This is a genomic window from Aureibacter tunicatorum (assembly GCF_036492635.1).
Taxonomy (GTDB): domain Bacteria; phylum Bacteroidota; class Bacteroidia; order Cytophagales; family Cyclobacteriaceae; genus Aureibacter; species Aureibacter tunicatorum.
Genome location: NZ_AP025307.1, coordinates 133609 through 155015, shown reverse-complemented (window position 1 = coordinate 155015; position 21407 = coordinate 133609). Strand labels below are relative to the sequence as shown.

Genomic DNA, 21407 nt, shown 5'->3' with positions numbered 1-21407 from the left:
TTTAAATTAAAGTTGTTTTTCAAAATATTTGACATTTTGAGGGGTATCTTCCGAAACATCTTTCAATGCGGTAACCGAACCAACAGTGGCGGTCAGATGATTTCGATAGCCCGACCTGATCACTTTAAGCGTGTACTGTATTGGCTCATCCTCATTCGTCTCTTCATTATGCGCACTCGTCTGAATCGACTCTTTACTCAAAATAGCATATTGGCCATCTGTTTGCTCACCCAAATAAAATACCTTTGCAATCGCTTCTCCGTTATTCATCAGCACCATTTCATCGCCTCTTGTCAAAGGCTCATGTTGTTTGGCAGCCGCATTGGAAAAAATATACTGTCCTAGCACATCCTCATTCGACTCCAATTCGGTATCTATAGCATATTTTATATTTTGATAGGCTCCTCCCATGCCTTTGTATTGAGTATGCCCCAAAATATTGAATGTATAAATCGGATCATCAAAATTATTGTTTACACTGCTAGCGACAACCTGTCCAGTCAATACATCCCACTTCAAGTTGTCTGTTTTCACCCACGACCCATCATTAAAGGCTTCCACAGACTCAACGATTCCAAACTGATGCACTACCTTATTGGATACAACGGTTTTAAGTTCCTTGCCATACTCGCTTCCTTCAGGCCATGGAATATAACCAGGGATTGGCCATGGAACATAAACCACATCGGTATTGGCAGAAACTCCTACTTCATAAGCAAAATCTATCACATGCTTGCTATCGAAAAAGACTTCCATTTCCTGGTTCATATATACTTGATCTCCTTCATCGTCACCATCTCTTGGAACCCTGAGCAGATTCTTTTCTCCATTGCTTGTCGGCGAAGTTGTTTTAGTCATCAAGTTATCCAGCTTCCACACATTCCTTTTATCATACCAAGTTTTATGAGCTTTGTAATTATACTTGGTCCAAGCATAAGGCTCGGCTGCAAAGCTGCCATCATCTTCTTGTCTGTAAGATTCTATTGCTTCCTGCTTGCCATGCATATCATTCAACACAATGCTATATCCTTGAGCAGCCCCATATCTATAAGACTCCATTACGCCAACTATCGGAATAGTAAACCAAGCCCTATCCGCTTCATCTGTTTTGCTTTTGTCAGTCTCATATGTCCTTACAGGAAAGTCTTTTGCAGTAAAAAATTTATGCACTGTTTTTCCCGTTGTGCCAAAGTTATGCTCTTGAGAATGCACTGGATCACCTTGCTCATTTTCCACAAATGGGAAATCCATATGTTCTATGCCCAACACTTTTTTCCCTGATTTAAAAGCGGAAGCCAAGCTCATCACCGTCACTTGCTTGTACCCCACTTGCGGCCCAGGATAATAGCTCTCATTGATAGGATACTCAAAAAAGAATTCATTGTCGGAGCGCATTGGAATTGATTGCGTATACCTTTTCGCATATCTAAGAGGATTCTCATCTCCTCCGATTGAAGGCTCATAAGCTGCAACTCCCGAGCTTATTACTTGGCCACCTTCTTCCATGGTATAGTCATATACTTGGCCAAAATAGCTTTCTCCTCCTGAGCCCTTCCAATTGTCAACGGAAGTCACTTGCCTAACACGATGTCCGCCTCCATATTTAAATTTGTCAGGACTTTTCAATCGAATCCAAGATTTTTCAGGATACAGCTTCTTTCCAAAGTTCTTATTATCAGCATATTTATAATACCCCTCAAATGCAATGCGCAAATACTTAAAAGCCGCTCCCATGGTATCAAACAACTTTTTCAAATTAGCGGCGTTTCGCTCATTTCCTTTTTGGATATTAATATGATTATTATAATTCTGGCTTATAAACTCAGGCTGATTGATTCTAATATGTTGCCAAGATCGCAAACTAATTGCATTATATCCTTGTTCTTTTTTAATATGGAAGTATCCATAAGCGTATTTTCCATCCGCGCCTTTGACCAAGCCCATTTCCTTAGTCTGATCAATATCCACATAACATGAAAGGTATTCATCCACGCCTACAGTTCCCAAATCTACCTTTACTTTCGCATAAAGCATTTGCTCTAAATCAAGGTACTTTTTAACCTCATCTTCCCTTCTCTTCTTTTTAATCGCTTCGCTTTCATCTGGATCAGGATCTTGATACGCTTTCTTTAGCGGGAAATACAATTTATCTGTGCTTCCAAGATCAATAGGCTCAGTAGTAACGCTTGTAACCTGATTATCTTGATCAAATATTGGATTTACTATTTTGGTCATCTGCATTGCTTGCTTATGTTGGACATAAGCATAGTCATCCATTTCATAGTCCACAGTTATCTCTCCGCCAGAAGGCATCTTTATTTTTTTCAAATTCCAGGCGCTTGCATCTCTATTTCTCTGTTCTGAATTGGAGAGCTTTTGATCCACATAGGGGAATATATTATTATCGGCTTCGCTGACTATTGATTTATAATTACCCCATCTGTCGTATTTTTCCTCGCTATATGGCGCATCGTTATACTCAAAAATATAAGGACTTAAACTCCCTCTGTAGTTGCTTCCATATTCCATGCTCAATTCAGTCAAAGTCAGCTTGCCTCCTGAACTATTTGGAGCTCCTCCAGCCAAATCATTATACCCCGCTGTCGCATATTGGAACCTTATCTTCTTTAAAGGTTTATCAATACCTCCGGCACGGGTGCATAAAGTAATTTGGTGTAAAGATCTCATTCGAGAACTATTGTCTTTTTCTCCATTTTCAAGAGCTCCATAACCATCATATCTGCCATCGCCATTGCTCGTGCCTATATCGAAATAAGCTATATGCGTTTTGGTTTCAGCCTTTGCCAAATACCAAACCTCTTTTTCCCCGTAAACATATGATGCTCTATTATCTTTTTGATCAGATATCAACCCCTCCATAAAATTATCTTTATCATACGGAGCTCTCCATTTGTAAGGGTTCTCTCGATCATTTACTCTTTCATAAGTAAACTTTACCCAGTAGCCAAGATCATCCTCAGTCACCCCATCATTCGTAAGATCCACATAATCAGGACCAACAATAGAAGTCAGCAAATAAGAATGAGCGTATGCAGGCATTTCAGTTTCTTTTTCAAAACCATCGCCATTGCTTCCTGTTGATCCATGTTGAACACGAGAAGGCGATGAAGAAGACGGTGTTCGATCAGTTGCGTAAATTTTTTCCTTTTGATAAAAATTGTAAGCAGGTATGCCATAAACATATCTCATGCCATCAGCATTCAAAACTGTAAATCCAGCCGTATGATCTTTTTTCATATGCTTGGCTTTATCTTGATCTCCATTTTCAGCGGGATCTCTTTCATACTTCACCAAGCTTGCATTAAAATCTCTATAATTGATACTACCCGAATTGCTATACCTTTCAACAATATCGATTTTATACAAATTGTCAAGCTCTAGCCATTTTCCTTCAGAAGTTTTTTTCAATAACTCCCTGTTGGTAATAGGAATTACATTCCTAGCTCGCTTCTTTCTGGTATCCTCCCTTACATAATCTATATCCAGCTCCGCTTTTAACTTCTTCGTCTTAACATTGGCTGTTATCGGCCTTTCCTCTTTATACTTTTGAAAAAACTGTTGCTCATCAACCGAAGCTTCTCCATAAGCTCTAAAAGCAACAGGTTCATACACATCTCCACTTTTGAACTTTTCAAATTTCATATATTCGGCTACTTGATTATCCTCATACCAAGGCGAAACATTTATTTCATTAATATGAGAAGTCAAGTTTGCTCCAAAATGTGTAAACGCCGGGCCGATATCCACACCCAAAGATATATTATCCTCTATTTTATTTTCCGATTGGACATGCTGATTGCCCACCATGCCAATATCATTTCTGAAAGGCCTGTACATAAAAGACATGCCTTGGCCTACAGCAGAATAAACATCATTCGTCAATGATGGAATAGGCAAATTTGGAACATCTTCGGACACCATTCCATCCTGTTCTCGATTAAAATCCGTTACTGGGTGAGGCAAAAGAACAAGTTGTTCATTTCCAGCTTCGTCAGTAACCATCTTTGTTTTTTCAATATCTTGATAATGAAGATATCCATAAGTGGGCAATGTCTTATTGCTGTTCAACTCTTGTCGATTGAAATATCCTCCAACATAAACATCAGGGAATGCTCCCCAAGCTCCAACCATGAATTTGGCATTGAAAGAGAAGTTCGAATTTTTTGGAATTAACCCATTCATTGGTGTAAAACCAGGCGACGATAAACTAATATGCGCGCTCCCCAATGATCTTGATTCAGATATGCTTCTTGTTTTGCCTTTTTTATTTTTAAAGCTTTTAACTTCCTCAGAGGCACTCAAACCGAAAGAAATACTTTTCAAGCCTTCCATTGAATTGTATCCTAAACCTATACCAAAAGTGCCCTTTCTGTCATTATCTTTCATTTTTTTGGTTTGAGAACTCAAAGACACGTTCATGCCCGCTGACACACCTTGATTGGAATCCATGCTAAAGTTAAACCCAAGACCTCCTGTCATATGCGATCCCATAGCTTTGCTCAACCCTCCTGAAGCATCTATTGCCGTCCCAATTCCTTTATAATTATTATAATAAACATTGAGTCCAGCGCTAGCGTTTCCTCCTATTCCAAGCTGATCCTCACCTTTGCCAAAAAACTCGAATCCAATACCCAATTTCCCTCCAGCGGTCCAGTTATCATTCATTTTGGCTTTATAAGTTACCTTATCGCCATTAAAATCATCCGGCAAGCCCCTCATCTGCCGATTAATCACACCGGGATTCAAATTCCAACCTAAACCTACCCAGCTAGCCTCTTGATCCATGCCAACGCCAGCGTGATAAGCCAAATTAAAAGGGTAGCCTCCATTGGGTCCAGGTAAATCAAACAAAGGAATGTTATAAGTAAAGTCACCGGTAAACAAATTGACCATTTCCGTAGTGCCAATAGGCTCGAATGATTGCACTTCCGGTTGACTTGGACCTGATGTTAGCGCAAAAGCTATTGGCATACCAATATTTTGCACAAGCATGTTCACACTGAGCAACAATGCCATTTTCCTCAGCAGTCTCTTTCGTAATATTCTTGTCATATGTGTAGTTTGCTATTGTCTGTTGATTAATCGCTAATTACTTTGGATCATATCTTCAATTTCACCGAATTATTCATTATAATATCCGCATAAGCTTCAAAATCCATAAATGTTGAAGACAACCTTACAGAAGCTTTCCCTTCAGGCTTTTCATTGATATAAAATCCCACGATCATGTTTCTCTCATCTTTTTTCAAATCATAGGATCTTTCAAAATGAAACATCTCGCAAGGGTAAATCTCACCATCGAAAATAAGGCTTATATCCTTCTTAATATCATATGAAAAATAGTAAACTTTTCTTTGCACTTCTTGAGCATCTTTAGCATGTCTTTTCAACAAGTCATTGCCATCATTCGACTTCAAAGTCATATTGAAATACATCATATTGCCATAGCTCTCAAGCGATTTGAAATAAGATTTTCCTTTGACAATTGAATCTTTCAGTGCCAAATACTCCTTAGGTGTATGAAATATTTCCAGAGTGTATTCCTCTCCAGTAAACTTCTCTTTAAAGTCTCCATCTTTCCTCTCAACATACTCAATGTACTCATTTGGACTTAAATTATCAGTACCACAAGACATGCAGATCGTCATCATGATAATAATCAAAATACTAACTTTATTCATGGCTTTTTTTATTTGAGTATTCCAACACGTCCATCGTTATATCTTCAGTCTTTGAGGCATACATTAATGACCCATTGCCCATAGCTCCTAATATATAACTATAGCCTTCCAAGTCTCCAAACTCTTTCAAGTCTTGGTTGATTTTATTCCAAGCTTTACGCTCTATCATTTGGACGATTTCATTTTCTTTGTCCATAAGAATCGATTTCTGATGATTAAAATTTTTCATCTTCATTTCCGCTTCTACAGGATTATCTTCTAGATTCACTAGTTTCATTAACGAATCCAAAGTTGCCACTTGTTTTTCCTTGAAAACTTTAAGATCCTGATACTCAACAATAGTCGCACGATATTTCTCCAGCAATAGCATGTTATCGACATATCCCACCTTCAAGCTGCTTGTTCCAAGCAATTTTTTATCCGCTTGATTGCAAGCAGATAGAAGTAAAATTATTCCAATTACGATTAATATCCTTTGCTTCATTTTCCACTCGATGATTTATTATTACTTGTATTTGGCTTAGTCCACAATTCAATATTCAATGTTGCTTCACTGTCTTCTTTATCTGAGCAAGTCGCTTGGATAATTTGAAATTCCTCAATGCCACAAACATCTCTAGCGTACAGCGTCACATAATAGCCCAATGGCTTTTGAACATCCACTGAAGGGATACTATCTGCATGATTCACAGTCATTTCCATTGGTTTATATAGCAAGTCCTTGCCCTCTAAGTCTTTTGAAACTTTCCAGATAATATTATAGGGAGGTTCTCCATTTTCCACACTTCCTCTGTACTTTACTCTATTAGCTTGAGGAAATTCACACTCCACATTCAAGGGCAATGCATTTATATCTAGAGTAATTGAATTTTCGTAACTTATCAATCTAAAGGATAGTCCGTAATAATCCTGAAGTTGGTTTTTGACCAACAACTCATAAACTTTACCATCTTCCCATTTATAATCAATATCTTCTAGGTCTATAATATGATAATTCCTTCCCAGCCTATTTTCAAAGTAAAAATTTGAAATAACCTCTTTGAATTCATTTAAAATACTACCTTCGGTATACTTTGTTTCAAAACCATAAGTATCGAAACTCACAAGAATCTTCTTATGAACCAAACTATCGACTTTTAACTTTTTATTTCTTGCCAACTCGACATAATAAGCCTTAACATCCGGAAGATTCTCAAATGAAGGAATAATTTCAGGCACTGCGAAAATTGCTGTTTGGCTTTTGAATGTTTCTCCATTAGCATATTTCCCGGACAGATACCATTCGTATTTCTGGCCATTTACGACTGTCCCAATATTTCGATTCCTGCTTCTTTTATCGCAATCAATCTTCTGCCATGCTCTATCGTCTTGTTGTTTCAAATATATCTCATGCAAATTAACGCTATCCGGCATATGATAGACCAGAATCGCATTAAACAACCCATTTTGCTCATTCAGTTTATGACTCATGCTCACCCCGTCATAATAATTTTGTCCCAACCCTTGACTTATCATTAATGGGATAATGAATATCAAAATTAATAATCTCATAAATTCTTTTACCCTTTAAAAATTGTAACCAAACCTTATTATCCAAGGATTTCCCTTTTGAGGGCTCTCAATATCCTTATTCAATCTGTATAAAACAGCTAGATTAATTCCCCCTTTTTCCAAAATAGGCAACGTCCCTCCGATACCCAATAAAACATCATATTGATATTTTTTATCAAAACTCTGTTCTGCTGACAAATACGATGCATTGGAAAAAAACATTTCATACTCTGATTGAACATAAACAATCTCTTTGTAAACATGGTGTCTTCCAAACACTTTGTAACTCACTGAAGAATTTACATTCAAAGTGGTATCAGCATTAACTTGCAATGAGACACCAAGTCCCAGAATTGTTTTCTCACTCAGTTTGTAACCAAAATAAGGAGAAAAACCAAAGGATACATTCCCATTTTCAATATTGTTTAATGCTAAATTTCCTTCAAAAAAAGAGTTTTCAGGCAATAGTTTAAACTTTCTTTTTTTTACTTCAAGCATCTTCAATTGATCTCCATACTCTTTCTCCGAAACCGAATAGCCTAAATTTTTAGCATTCTTTTTCATTCTTTTGAATTCTTTCTGATCCAATTTCTTGAGGACTTTGTTTGACTTATCATCCAACATCTTCATTTCATTTAGTGCATCATCAAAAAGAGAATCATATTTGTCCAACCCAGCATTAATGTTCAATAAATCCTTTCCAGCTTCAATTGCATCATCACGATTATAAGTTTGAAGATTTGACAGTTCATCACTAATATCTCCACTCATAGCATTCACTGAATCAATTCTATTCATTAGAAAGGATGTCTCATTCTCATAAGAGCTTTGAGTAGAATCAAATTTATCATTGAAGTTCTCAGAATAAGCACTATGATCTTGCCAATCCATTTCATCAAACTCAAGCGATTGAATCCCAGCTCCAAGGCTATCTTTTGGTTCAAACACAGGAAATGAAGCTGGTCTAGATTGAATCTTCAAGCTATCCTTCCAATTTGTAGGTTTCAACTCCCTCCTTGCATTATCCATTCCTCCCTTATCTATCGGCAATTCCTCGAGCAAACGCTTTGAGTCCAACTCCCCAATATTAACCATTTCTTGATAAGTATCTTGAAATTGACTTAAATCATGGCTTTGATTCTTGCGCCACTGATCAAACCGTCTTTTGCCAACCTTATCTTTAATATCTTCTTCACTAATATCTCCATTCATAAAATGCCTCTCTTCTTCAAGCTTCTCTTGAACATTATTCACTCTAAATAGGCTATCACTCAATGAATCTTGAAAAGCATCAACCGTAGGTCTACGAATCCCGCATCCATTGATCATCAAAAGCATTAATATTGAACAAATAACACTAGTTAAAATCGAATACCACAAATTAAACATAACGTTATAGCTATCTTACCTGTTCATTAATTCTTCAATTAGCGCTTTTTGATTTTTCAATTCTTCATCTTGCTGAATTAGATACAAAGTCAATTCCTCAATTTTTTCCAACAAAAGTTTATTAACCTCCGCAAGGTCAACTCCAGCCTTTTCCACTTCACTAGCTATAGGTACATTTGGCAGATGTCCATTTTCATCGATAAACTCCTTAACCTCTGCCAAAGGTTTCAACTCATAACTTTTATCAAACACATAGTCAGCCCAAGGCATCTTTGTCACATATACTTGTGTAGTTCTAATTCCTCCATTTACAAATAACTTGTAGCTTCCGCTCATTTGAGAATCAGTATACATATCCTCGCCAATACCAATTTTCCCATTTTTCAACACTGTAAGTGCATTTTTTCTATCATTGGAAGAGCTTCCTATACCTACCTCAAAAACAGGATCAGTTGACGCCCATGATTGAAGATTTCCTGTTTGACTTGAATTAAACATACCTATTGCAAAATTTGCATAGCTAGAGGATACTATTCCCTCACCTCCAGAAAAACTTTTTTCACCATTACTAGAATTGCCACTTCCATAAGCCATCGATCCCTTTCCTTGGGTACTATTATTAATTCCGATATTGGCTGAATAAGCTGATGCCTGAGGCAAGTATCCTGAATTATAAGACTCCTCATGTGGTATAAATGCTTTTTTCCCTCTTACTTCCCACTTTATTTTATATCCATCATAGTTAAGATTATCCGTATTGTTACCATCTGTATCAATTACAATTCTTGCTGAATTTCCTCCTTCAATTACTATAGGGGCTGGCTTATAACAATCATATACTCCAATAAGTGTGTTCTCCTCATAAACGCTAACGTAATCATACTTACACTCCATATCAAACTCAAGAAATGTAATCACCAATTCATAATCACTCGCATTGGCAGGGTATGTAGGACTAATAGTAAATGTAGAATATGTATTATGATAATAATATCGGCCTGGACTATCTTCATATGTTCCATACGAATCATAAGACGTTTGGCCTTTAGCTGTTTGACTAAACAAGCTAATTCCAAAAGTGAAAAGTATAATCAGTATATAGTAGTATTTGTTTTTCATTTGAATGTCTTTTTGTTTGCTTCAAGTTTATTCCGAGTAGCTATTCAGATTCTTTAGACTTATCTGCCAATGGCTTTTTCTTTCTATTTTCCTTTATTGACTCAATCTTTTCCAAGGCTTTTGTTTCTTTTTCAAGCTTCTCTTTCTGTTTTCTTTCTTTTTCGGTGATTTGTTTATTAGGCTCAACTTGCTTGCTGGTCTTAGCAAACAATCCATTTGTCAACCAAAATGAAAAAACAAAACATAAAATCATTTTACACAATCTGATCATGTATATTTTACATTTATTAATCATTCTCTAAAATTTTAATTTATTTAATAATTAAGACATTTTATATCATTTACAGATCATAATATATACTATATTTTCATTACATCAATATAAATATCTATTTATTAAGAAAATATATTTTAATTTTTATAACATTTATTATTATAACAATATAAATATACTACTTTATATGTATAAATATTAAATAAATCATATTTTAAGTATTACATCAGAAGAAAAATTACATATAATACATTACAAGGATATTTTTTTACTAATAATAAATAATTATAAATATCACAATCAGAAAACAGATATTTATATTATATTTTTTATTTAAAAAATAACATCAAAAGAATGTAAACATATAGTTATATAAATTCGCAATTAAAAATTAATAAGTACCCCGATATAGGTAGATAATATAACTATTCAATTATTTTACATTCATTTGCATCACATCAAATCTAACATTAATATATTCTGATTATACCGATTAAGTGAATTATAAAAACTAATTTTTCACGTCAAATGATATATCAACCTAAGCGTCATATCGCCAAAAGTTTTTTCTTCAAAACATTATTTCAACACCTCTGACATTAATAATAACTTAACAAAAGAAGACTAAATAATAATATTAATTATAAAATCAACTCATAAAATATCAACCTTGATCTACTTGAAAAGAACAATAAATCATTATAACTATATAAATAATTAACATTACTACATTTAAATAATGAAAATCGTATTTCTAAGTTTTAAAAAATTCTAATTACTTGCTTTTTATTTATATTAATAATTTATTAAATTGAATGAATCAGTTTTTTTATATTAATAATTTTTTCAAAATATTCACATTATGTCACTTTTATCAATTCCAATGTTAAATATTGGACTTAAGTCAAACGCTACCATAACCGAGTCTTTGAGACATCAATTAACCAATCTCTATGGGCTCTTTTTAGCAACCATTATCGGAGTAACATTCACCCTTTTATCTCTCGTTTATTTTAAGGGACTGTATCATATTCCTTTAGCTGGCACTTTAACTTTCGGATCTTCAGTCTTATTCTTTAAATATGGCGCCAAGAGATTCATCAAATTTTATATGTCAGTAATGCCTGTTTTTTACTCCAACTGGTTTGCTTCGTATTTTTGCGATGCTTCATTAACCCCATTCGTCGCGGTTAATATTTTAAACTTGGCATTCTATCCTTGGACATTGGTTATTTTTGATATAAGAACAGAGAGAAAATCGATCATATATTCGTATGCTATCCAAATATTGATAACCACAAGCTTTTTATTTTACTCCCCTTATTTCACATCAAACAATTTCATTGACATGGGACTGTTGAGAAGCGGGACTTTAGCTTCACTGACTTTAATAGCATCTATATTCTTTGTGATCGCCGGAACAGTATCCAATTACTTGATATATTCAGAGCATAATCTCAAAAAGTAATTTGAAAAAAAGCATAATTGATTTTTGAAAGGTCGTTTCAAAAATCAATTATGCTTATATCTAAACGTTATATGTTATAATATTTAACGCTTTACCGCTGCTATATGAAAAACATGCCAATGTTTTTCCTTGCCTCCAAGAGTCTTGCCTATTCGATTGATTTCCTGAATTTTTAAAATATCGAATTTTTCAAAGCATCGCCCAATATCCTTGCCGTCATGAAAGATCATATTTTCATTTGGAAACCAGCTGTCCTCTTTCCCAAAAAAATGTCCGCAAAAGACACCCCTGCTTCGCAATGAAGCATAAATAATACTCCATACTCGTTCAAATGCTTCCGGCTTGCAAAACGGTAATGAAAAGGAAGCGTTGATCAAGTCGCTCGCCGGCAAAACCATTTCTTCAAAAGAAGTTGAATAACAGTTCAATCTATCAATACCACCATACTCTTCTACTTTCTTTTGAATCAAATCCAAAGCGTTTGCATCGAAATCAACAGCTGTAACTTTCCAACCTTTTTCCAACAATCCAAATGAATCAACTCCAGATCCGGCTCCCAAATCTATCGCATGCCCGACAGAATTTCCTTCTTCCTCCAACCAATTCAAAGCATATCTCAGCGTATTGGATATGGGCAAATCCATTAACTTTGTATTTTGATTGTGCGTTGACCAATTCATAGATTCCATTTTTCTTCTAATGGGCTTTTTTCAAATTATACTGTCCAAAATAAAACAATGCAACTCCCATAATCATGAGCCAGAAAATCCTGCCCAACAATAGGCCAGTATTTTCTTCATATCCCGCCAAACTAGCATCTCTTAAACGCTGATAATCCTCCTTTTCCAAAAACTGATCTTTCATCAACTTCTTCAGACTGATCATATTCATCATATCATGAAAAGACTGTGATTGCTCCATAAAGTGGGCGTGAGCATCATAATCAGTATGCGCAAGTTGATTGCAAATGCTTTGAATCATAACCGCAGGATTTATCCATTCAAAATATCCAAGCCATGCCACTCTGCTTTCCACTTGCGCCAAATATTTATTGACAATCGGTTTTTCTTCCATGTCTGAAATCGCATGAAAAGCATAATAAGCCTTTCCTATGAGAAATGTATTGGAGCTTGTGTCAATCGGATGAAGCCGTGGTTCCATTTCGCTCAATTTCCATATCAAATTGCGTGCGTTTTCCGGAGTTTCCTCTATAGGTTTTCTCCTAATAATGTTCGAAAGATGTTTGTTATCCACTTTTTTGACAGAGTAGGCTATCAAATTCGAAAATGCCGGCAAAGCAATCAAGAAAAATACCCACATGCTCAACAGCGACAAAATATTGAAAGACGAATCTTTATTCAAGCTGATCAACAGATATAAAATGCCAAACCAGCATGTAATATATGCGACTAAGCCAAAATAGAAATATACAATCTTTAAACTAAATCCTATTGCCAGGATATTAATCCCTATCATATATATCAAAGTCACGCATAATAATGTGACCGTAAAATAGAACATCAATCTATAAAAGGTTATAAATTGAAGGGAACCGCCTTGCAAACGCAACAAGGCATATGTACCCATGTCTTTCTCTGAAGATAGGATATTATAAGCTATTGCGATAATCCACAAGGGCAATAAATAAATCATAACAAAGCTAAAATCGAAATGGCCAACCAATAGCTTGAAAGGGTTATTCAATTCGCTTTGGAATATTTGCATGTAATAACTAGAGTTCTTTCTGAACTTGAGATAATAAGGATAAACATCTCTTTGTCCTAATGAAAGCTGAGCCAACTCGCTTGGCGATGATACAACATGCCTGCTAAGTTGCCAACGCATATTTGCTGGATCTTGAGCTTTCTTGTAAGCTGTCAGGCCCTCACTTGTTGAAGTGTCCTGAGCGAATGCGTTAATGAATTCATCGATCTGCTTGTCATCCGAAGTTTGGATGCTGGCTATCGTTTCATTCTGGTGCTTTATCTCAGCTTCTCCATAACTGAAAGCAAACCATGAAGCTCCAGCCAAAACCAACAACGACAACCACTGCCATGGGTTTCTGCGCATTTTCAGCCATTCGTACTTAATAATAGTAATAAGCAAATTCTTCATTATGATAATATTTTAAAATAGCTTGAAAGCGCAAATACTGACCCGACCAAAATCAAAGTCCAAATGAGTAAAGACAATAATTCCAAATGGCGAGCTTTTAATATCGAAAACATGTCAAGCGATTGATATTCAAATGCGGGTAGCTTCTCCCAAAGGTGGTGGCCTGCCTTGTATTCCCAATCTCCATAAGTTGAGGAATACATCATATCCTGATTCATCTGCTTGACAAAATCACGTCGATAATTTTCAGCATAACGCTGAAAACTAAAATGCGCGTCAACATCTGTTGCTGAAAAAGCCATTGACAGATTCCTCAATGCGACAAAAGGATTAGCCAAAGAAGCTGACGAGCCCATTTTGTCTTGTTTGTCTAACTGGGCCTCTAAAAAATGGAAATGATGATCATACACTTTGCTACTGTATTCTTCTCCTGCCTGCATCACATAACCTTGAAAATTGAACGGTAATTTGTGAACAGAATCCACATTGTGCTTTTTTAATAGCTCTGCTTTTAATTTTTGCGCTCTTTCACCCTTGTCATTGTGTCCGTTGATACCTTGTTTTATCGATTCCCTCACCTCTTGATTAAATGAATGTTGCGAAGGCAATGGATATGATAAATCAGCCCAATTTGTAATCATCTTTGGGCTTAGAACAACCGCTCCCATCCATATGCTCAATAAAATAATCATGGAAACCATGCGATTGCTGTTAAGAGCAGATACTATAACAGTAATGCATGCTATAATCAAAGCGTACAATCCATAGCTTAGCATCAAGCCTCCCCATCTCATCAAGGCATCCAAGCGAAAGGATGATTCCAAAAATAAAAAAATCAGCATCGCCAAAAACACCGGCAATAGTAAAATCACCACTGAAATAAACAAAGAAAATATCTTGCTATAGACAATCCCGCGCATGCTAGCTCCCTGACTGATAGCGAATTTCAATATCCCGGATGAGCGTTCTTGATTTACTGAGCTATAACCCATAAATATTATCAGCAATGGCAATACGATTTGCAATAGCATTGAAACCGATAATTCTCCAAACCTGACTGTAGCACCTGAATCCTGCACTGGGCTAAACTGAAGATCATTTTGCCTATGAGCTTCTAAGTAATTATATGTTCCAGTATAAGCATTGACACCTGGATCAAAAAAACTAAGTACCGAAACTGGCTTGTAAGCAAAATATCCAAAATGCGCCGCCATATGGGGATGCTTTTCTCCTTGGCTCAACCATTCCTTTCGTTGCTTTCCTTGAGCCTCAATGGTGGATTCTAAATTTTTATGGTGAATAAAATAGCTATTGAACAATGAAAAAATCAACAGAGCCTCCATTGCGAATAGTACGCATAGTAAAAATTTATTTCGACGATATGATTGTAATTCTTTTATCAGCAAATGCATAGTCGTTATTTTAAAGTTACAGCAATTCAAGCGTATGCAATTTCAGTTACGCTTTCAAATATTAGCTAATGATTAAACTTCTAATCCAATCGCACCATTTCTTCCAGATACAATTGCTCCAAATCCTGATAATCTATCTCATGGCTCTCTAGCGTTTTAACCATTTCTCCATTTTTCATGATGCCGATATGAGTGCCTGTGGATTTCGCTCGAAATAAGTCATGCGTGGCCATCAAAGTACTTACTCCATCTTCTTTCATCTTCAGCAAAAGGTCATGAAACTCATTACTGGCTTTTGGATCTAATCCGGAAGTAGGTTCATCCAACAACAAAATGGAAGCATTTTTGGATTTGGCCAATGCAATACCGACTTTCTGCCTCATGCCTTTAGAATATGTGCTTACTGATCTATGAATAAAGTTATCTTGAAGGCCACTGGAAATAAGTTGCTGTTCCAAATTCTCTTTATTCAAAGAAATTCCTCCTATCCGAAGAAAAAAATCAAGGTTTTCAACTCCGGAAAGATGTGGATACAACATCAAATTCTCCGGTATATAAACCATTTTTTTTCGCGCCAACTTGATATTTTTCTCCATTGGCTCCCCATCCACCAATACTTGGCCTTCTGTGGGCTTTATAAAATTCAAAAAAATATTGATTGTCGTTGTCTTGCCTGCTCCATTTGCTCCTAATAAACAAAATATCTCGCCAGCATTGACCGTCATATTTATTCCCTTAAGCGCCTGATGGTCGCCAAAGTTTTTCTTCAAATTAATTGCTTCCAACATTTTCAAATAATGTTAAATGATAAAAAATATACGCCTCCGTCTTTCGTCAACTTGAAAAAGCGGAGCAAGCTCCGCTTTTTCAAAAACCTAATTGATTACTCAGCTATTTTTTCCAATCCAGTGAGTTTGCCATCTAGCGTTATAATTTTGGCTACTTCTTCTGTGGCCAGATCATAAGAATAAATTCCATCTTCATCATTTGTCGAAATTGCGAACAATACGCTCTTTTGATCTTCGCTTTGAATCATAACCGAAGTATTCGAACCATAGCTTGTCGGCAAGCCTTCAATTGCATGCGCTGACTTGTCCGTCAAATCAACATGATAATAATTGAAGTTAGGCCCTGAAAATTCCCACAAATCATTAGGATCATTTGCAGCCATAGCAAAAGCTTCTTCTCCTATGATTCTAAAGCCCTTGCAAGGGTTGCCTGTAGCTTCTTGAAGATCGAAGAAGTAATCTTTGTCAAATTCCGTCTCTCCTTGCTTGATTTTCAATATTCCGCTGTGAGCATTAGCAGTCCCATCGCCCATAACATAGATATCTCCATTTTCGAGCAGTTCAAAACTATTTATCGCTCCACCTGCTCCAAATATCATCGCTGTTCTGCCATCGGAAATCACTTTTTCAACGCTTGCTGTTTCCAAATCTATCACAGCTACATAAGCTGAATCCCATTTTGATTGATAACTAACTTGATAGTCAATTCCCATAAATAATTTTTTATCACGAGCCTTCATTCCCAAGAAAAAGTAATTTTCCACTCCGTCTCTTAATACAGGACTTAAGTCAATCTCTCCAGTAACTCTGGCAGTAGATGGGTCAAACTTAATGACTCTAGCCAATCCCCCTCCAACAGAAGCATAAGCCTCAGTATCACTGATAAACTCAACACTAGAGAATGTATTAGCTCCCGGAATAATAATCTCACCAGCCTCTTCCATCACACCATGATCATCAATAGTGTATTTGTATAAAGTCGCCGGAGCTCCAAATCTTGAAACATAAAAATAATCTCCATTGCTCCATAATTGACCAGAACTAGCAAGCTCTGTAGCTTCACTATTGTCTATGCTTCCATTTTCCAAATGGCCCACGGTCTGAATATATGTCGTTTGATCAGGCCAAGCACCTCCAACAGTAGTCATTACATATTCTATTTCATGCTCGTGATCGTGATCATCATCATGGTCATCGTCTTTTTTCACAATTGGCTCTGGATCCGGATCAGGCGACACTTCATCCTTATCTTTATCACATGCGGAAATGCTAGATAATATCAATAAATTCACAAGCCACACTTTCCATTTCATTCCTAATAGCATGTTTTTTTGTTTCATCAGTTTGTTAGTTTTAGTATTTGACAATTAATTTATCTTTGATTTGGATATAGTATTTCTTATCTATTCATGACATATCGAGCCTTCACAGCAAAGGACCTTCCTGGCTTTTGAACTTTAAAATGATCATATGCCCTTTGATCGGTCACATTAAAAGACTCCAAGCTTAATGTCAACTGATTTTCCCAAATCGTATATGAAGCCCCTATATTTTGAATAAACTGTCTGGGTATCGTAGGTTTTGACTCTTTTCTTCCATCCACTTCCCAATGCAAATAAAATTCTTCCACATACCGGCCATTCCACCAACAACTGAACTTATTTTTGCGCCAGCCAATCGAATGATTCGAGAAAAAATACGGTCTGTTCGGCAACCTTTCATTAAAGTACTTGTCGCTTGAAGTATTCGAGTCAACCTTTGAAGATTTATTTCTTATATCCTGAAATGTCGCATTGCTTTCAACTGTCAAGTGCTTGATAGGCAAAATACTAAAACCTAGTTCTACTCCTTTAACTTCAGCCTTTAACAGATTTTGATATTGAGCAAAGAACGGAGAGCTCTTCAAGTATATGATATCGTCCACTTTTCGAAAGAATCCATTAACTTCTGCTGACCAAATTTCTGAATTGTATCTGGTCCCCAAGTTCACATTATGACTCGTTTCAGGACTCAAGTTCATATTTTGTTTCACAATAAAATGATCTCCAAACAATTCATACACATCAGGCAAACGAGTAGCGTATTCATAAGACATTTTCATATCAATGATTGAAAGCAGTTTATGTTGCACGGCCAAGCTATAACCTAAGCGACTTTCTTTTTGATCATAAATAATTACTTCATTGTCTGCTCTGTTTTGTTCAAAGCCTTCCGCCTGATAAAAATAATGCTTCAATGTGGCAACTCCTGCCCATTTTTTGTTAGTGGAATGAAGCTCATAAGCAAGGCCCAAAACATGCTTCAGCATATGCATTTCATTTTCAAAAGGATCAAATCCATAATATGCATTAGCGGTGCTATCCGAACCACTTCGGGAAAAATTAGACAAAGTGCTATTCACATTCAAAAGTTGAAGCGGGCTAATTCGATATGTCGCATTCAATCGGGAAAATGTAGTATTGGTAATCAAATCCAATGTATTCATCGATGTGGATAGCTCTCCTCCATAAGCTCTTTGCGTTTGAATATCGCCATCCCAAGTATATACATTCAATGTCGTGTCAACTAAAGAGCTGTTAATCCAGTTTTTTCCAACTGCTAGATCGATATCCAAATCTCCAAACGCATAGCCATATTTCAACATAGCGTTATAGCTTTGCTCTGCTCTCTCCGCTTGTCCATACGGTTGGCTCATCATCGCATTATGCTGTATTTGATCAGAAAGATCTGTATAAGCCAGAGATATCAACAAATAGTCTGCCCAAGACTGGTCTACAAATCCTACTTCCAACCTTATCATTCCATTTTGAAACCGATCATGAAATCGATTTACAATTGTATCAACCGGATTGTAAAATTGGTCGGGCACTTGCGCGTCTATTTCATAGTCATTGTCAGAATAATTTAGAAAAGCGTAAGCGCCTAGTAACATGCTTTTCTTGTTATTCAAAAGCGTAGCATGAAAATTAGCTTTATGAGTATTGAATGAGCCAAATCCATAAGAGACTTTCAAGGCCTTCTGATATTCCTGCCTGCTGACTATATTGATCGCTCCGCCCAATGCATCTCCGCCCAGATAAGCCGGCACGATGCCTTTGTACAATTCAACCTTATCCATAAATTCAATAGGCATATTTCCAAGCGACATGCCTTGACCATAGAATTCAGCGGGAATACCATCTATAAATGTCGCCACTTGCTTGCCTGACATGCCGTTCAATGATATATTCGCTTGACTTCCCATTCCTCCTGTTTGCCGGATATGTACTCCTGAAGCCATACCAACAGCTTCCAAAGGGCTTAATGACCGATGGTAAAATTCTTTAGCTTCCAACAGCTCTACTTGTTGCACTTGTCGAAGCACATTCATTTCATCTTTGGAGTCTGTAATCGTCACGCTATTAAGCATCGTTTGTTCTTCCTCCATGACAAGCAAAAAATCGTTTTTAGAGGATTCAGACACCTTGATTGCGACATGCAGATCTTCGTAACCTACAAATCGGCATACAAGAACATGATTGCCTATCTCTACTTTTTCAAATTCAAAATTGCCATGCAAATCAGAAGTGGTCGCCATTTCAAATCTGCCATCAAGCATGACAACAGCTTGTGGCAAAGGAGCTCCATCCTTCGCCTTCACTATCCCTTTAATGTTTTGGTAATTAATCTGACCAATTGCGAAAAGTCCATTTAAAAGGCCTAATAACAAGAAAGTTAAATATTTTACTTTCATTTTATAGAGCTTTTTCAAAAATAACATTATGTTCAATAAGCTCTTGATAAGCCAATTCATCTCCCAAATCCATAAGTTGCGATTTAGAATGAACCCCATCGGCTAATTTCCATAAGCTTATTTGCTCTTTGCTTAATTCAAAAATGTCTTCCTTCTCATTAGACAGCAAATACAGACATTCCCCCTTTTCCAAGGGAATCAATTTTTGATTTCGAATAGGGAAAACCATATCCTCAGCTATCAATGGAATGATTTCTCGTTCCTCATTGTAAAGCAAAAAGCTTTTGTCTGAAGCAACCTCAACTTCTTTTTCTTCATTGCCATCCAACAAAACCATATCCAAAGCAGTCTTGACCTGTTCTCCATCATGAAACCATTCTAAAATTTTAACCGGCGTTGCTTCTGGGGAGCAATTTTTGATGACATGCCTGCTCCTTCCATTATTCTCTTCTAAAAAAGTATGCTGGACCTCCTCAACCCAAAAAAAATCATCTTGCCTAGTCTTCGACAATCGCAAATTACCAGCATTGTACACCTCCGAGATCAAAGTGTATTTGCCTAGCGGAGCGTCCTCTCCAATAGCATAATTGAAATAATAATGTCTGCCGGAAACAATTCCTCCCAAAATATCCGCCAATGCCTCTCTTTTGATTACACTAGAAACATAATCATGCAAAACGGTAAATGGCGTATGTTTTCTCAAATATTTGGGTTTAACTTCTTTGTCTGATGAATCGCCAGCTTGAATTTCATCGCTAGGATTTGGCAAAGCCAACACATAATCCTCCAGCAACATGCTCACTTCTCCATCAGGTCTTCTTACTCCTATTCGCACATAAGGACAAAGATGTTGGTCTATCAAATGGCTTGTATTGAAGTTCCAATGTATTGTTACGGATTGTCCTCTTTTCGATCTTTTAGGGAAAATACTCATTTTTTCCTCAATGCTTTTATATTCGATGAACTGTACTTCTCAGGATACTCTTTGAACCACTTCATTAAAGTTTCTTCTCCAAAGTTCTCATAAGTCAAATTCATCAATAAACGTAGTTTATTTTCAAATTCCGCTTTTAATCTTTCCTTCTCCTCTCCAACAGCATTGGCATACGCCTCTTTTTCAGATTTGCTTGCGGGCAGATGATGCATGTATTTCTTAAATATATTTTGGCTGAATTCGTGATAATCCTTTGTGAAAAGGATAAAGTTATGCCACATCTCATCGATGATTAACAACTCATCAGGGATCATGATTCCTCTCACTTGTGCCAGAAAAAGAAATTTTTTCGTCTCCTCAAATATGTCTTCGGCTTCGGCTTCTTTGACATCAAACATATCAGTGAATCGAGAAATAACATTCTCGTTCTTATATTGAAGCATCTGAGACAATTGCGTCTTGTCTAACCTTTCTATTTCTTTTAAATTATTTTCGTACATTTGCACCCTGTTTAGTTTATCGCACATGTGATGAACTTTTGGGAAGGAAGGCAGCTGCAACTGCCTCCTCCTTTTTCTTCACCTGTTTCTACCTAGAAAGACGCGCTACAATGCCCGCAGTTTGAACAATGTCCAAGACCAAGATCTTTTCTTTCCGCTAGAAGATTCTCAATGATCGTTTCTTTCTTCTCCATGTTAATTATTGATTTGTTTAAGTGCCTACTCTGTTAAAGGTTTTCGGCTTCCCCTTTAAACTATAACTATAACTATAAAATGCAACAGTGTTGCATATATCACGAAAATACAAAATCTGTTTTGATATGCAATAGCTTTGTTATTTTTTTTAAATTTTAATATGGAATAAATTTTATATCGACTCAATTTTACAATTGTTCAAAAAACAATGAAATCATTCGAAACTG

Annotated in this window: 16 protein-coding genes; 1 reads left to right on the top strand and 15 read right to left on the bottom strand. The window is 36.3% G+C overall.

Going from position 1 to position 21407, the window contains the following annotated elements; all coding sequences use genetic code 11:
• Positions 1–6 precede the first annotated feature (6 nt).
• From AABK36_RS23210 to AABK36_RS23180, 7 genes are read right to left on the bottom strand one after another with little or no spacing between them, the layout of a single operon-like run.
• Positions 7–5073, bottom strand: coding sequence for a hypothetical protein (locus AABK36_RS23210; protein ID WP_309943310.1), 5067 nt, complete (start codon positions 5071–5073; stop codon positions 7–9).
• Positions 5074–5120: 47 nt separating this feature from the next.
• On the bottom strand, positions 5121–5702 hold the full coding sequence (locus AABK36_RS23205; RefSeq protein WP_309943312.1) for a hypothetical protein: 582 nt from the start codon (positions 5700–5702) through the stop codon (positions 5121–5123).
• Positions 5695–6186 carry an OmpH/Skp family outer membrane protein gene (locus AABK36_RS23200; protein WP_309943314.1) on the bottom strand — a complete coding sequence of 164 codons (492 nt, stop codon included), beginning with the start codon at positions 6184–6186 and terminating at the stop codon, positions 5695–5697. The genes AABK36_RS23205 and AABK36_RS23200 overlap by 8 nt, the downstream gene beginning before the upstream one ends.
• On the bottom strand, positions 6183–7253 hold the full coding sequence (locus AABK36_RS23195) for a hypothetical protein (RefSeq protein ID WP_309943316.1): 1071 nt from the start codon (positions 7251–7253) through the stop codon (positions 6183–6185). Before AABK36_RS23195 ends, AABK36_RS23200 begins: the two co-directional genes overlap by 4 nt.
• Positions 7254–7268: 15 nt before the next feature.
• Positions 7269–8642, bottom strand: a complete 1374-nt coding sequence (locus tag AABK36_RS23190) for a hypothetical protein (protein ID WP_338390357.1) — start codon at positions 8640–8642, stop codon at positions 7269–7271.
• Between the two features lie 15 nt (positions 8643–8657).
• Positions 8658–9761, bottom strand: a complete 1104-nt coding sequence (locus AABK36_RS23185) for a hypothetical protein (RefSeq protein WP_309943320.1) — start codon at positions 9759–9761, stop codon at positions 8658–8660.
• 40 nt (positions 9762–9801) lie between these two features.
• Complete coding sequence (locus AABK36_RS23180; RefSeq protein ID WP_309943321.1) at positions 9802–10032, bottom strand: hypothetical protein; 231 nt, start codon at positions 10030–10032, stop codon at positions 9802–9804.
• Between the two features lie 865 nt (positions 10033–10897).
• On the opposite strand from AABK36_RS23180, the gene AABK36_RS23175 reads away from it, so the two are divergent.
• On the top strand, positions 10898–11503 hold the full coding sequence (locus AABK36_RS23175) for a hypothetical protein (RefSeq protein ID WP_309943324.1): 606 nt from the start codon (positions 10898–10900) through the stop codon (positions 11501–11503).
• An 83-nt stretch (positions 11504–11586) separates the two neighbouring features.
• Here AABK36_RS23175 and AABK36_RS23170 read toward each other — a convergent pair whose 3' ends face one another.
• The 8 genes from AABK36_RS23170 to AABK36_RS23135 all read right to left on the bottom strand — a co-directional run bounded on the left by AABK36_RS23170 (position 11587) and on the right by AABK36_RS23135 (position 20985).
• On the bottom strand, positions 11587–12183 hold the full coding sequence (locus AABK36_RS23170) for a class I SAM-dependent methyltransferase (RefSeq protein WP_309943327.1): 597 nt from the start codon (positions 12181–12183) through the stop codon (positions 11587–11589).
• A gap of 16 nt (positions 12184–12199) precedes the next feature.
• Positions 12200–13618, bottom strand: coding sequence for a DUF3526 domain-containing protein (locus AABK36_RS23165; RefSeq protein WP_309943330.1), 1419 nt, complete (start codon positions 13616–13618; stop codon positions 12200–12202).
• Entirely contained in the window at positions 13618–15030 is a 1413-nt protein-coding gene (locus tag AABK36_RS23160; RefSeq protein ID WP_309943332.1) for an ABC transporter permease, read from the bottom strand. Before AABK36_RS23160 ends, AABK36_RS23165 begins: the two co-directional genes overlap by 1 nt.
• An 80-nt stretch (positions 15031–15110) precedes the next feature.
• Complete coding sequence (locus tag AABK36_RS23155; protein ID WP_309943334.1) at positions 15111–15818, bottom strand: ABC transporter ATP-binding protein; 708 nt, start codon at positions 15816–15818, stop codon at positions 15111–15113.
• A 95-nt stretch (positions 15819–15913) separates the two neighbouring features.
• A complete protein-coding gene (locus AABK36_RS23150) occupies positions 15914–17158 on the bottom strand; it encodes a DUF4374 domain-containing protein (RefSeq protein ID WP_309943336.1) in 1245 nt (414 codons plus the stop codon).
• A 59-nt stretch (positions 17159–17217) separates the two neighbouring features.
• Positions 17218–19551, bottom strand: coding sequence for a TonB-dependent receptor (locus AABK36_RS23145; protein WP_309943338.1), 2334 nt, complete (start codon positions 19549–19551; stop codon positions 17218–17220).
• A gap of 1 nt (position 19552) precedes the next feature.
• On the bottom strand, positions 19553–20485 hold the full coding sequence (locus AABK36_RS23140; RefSeq protein ID WP_309943341.1) for a hypothetical protein: 933 nt from the start codon (positions 20483–20485) through the stop codon (positions 19553–19555).
• Positions 20482–20985 (bottom strand): glycine-rich domain-containing protein, encoded by a 504-nt coding sequence (locus AABK36_RS23135; protein ID WP_338390356.1) that lies wholly within the window; start codon positions 20983–20985, stop codon positions 20482–20484. The genes AABK36_RS23140 and AABK36_RS23135 overlap by 4 nt, the downstream gene beginning before the upstream one ends.
• Positions 20986–21407: the final 422 nt, after the last annotated feature.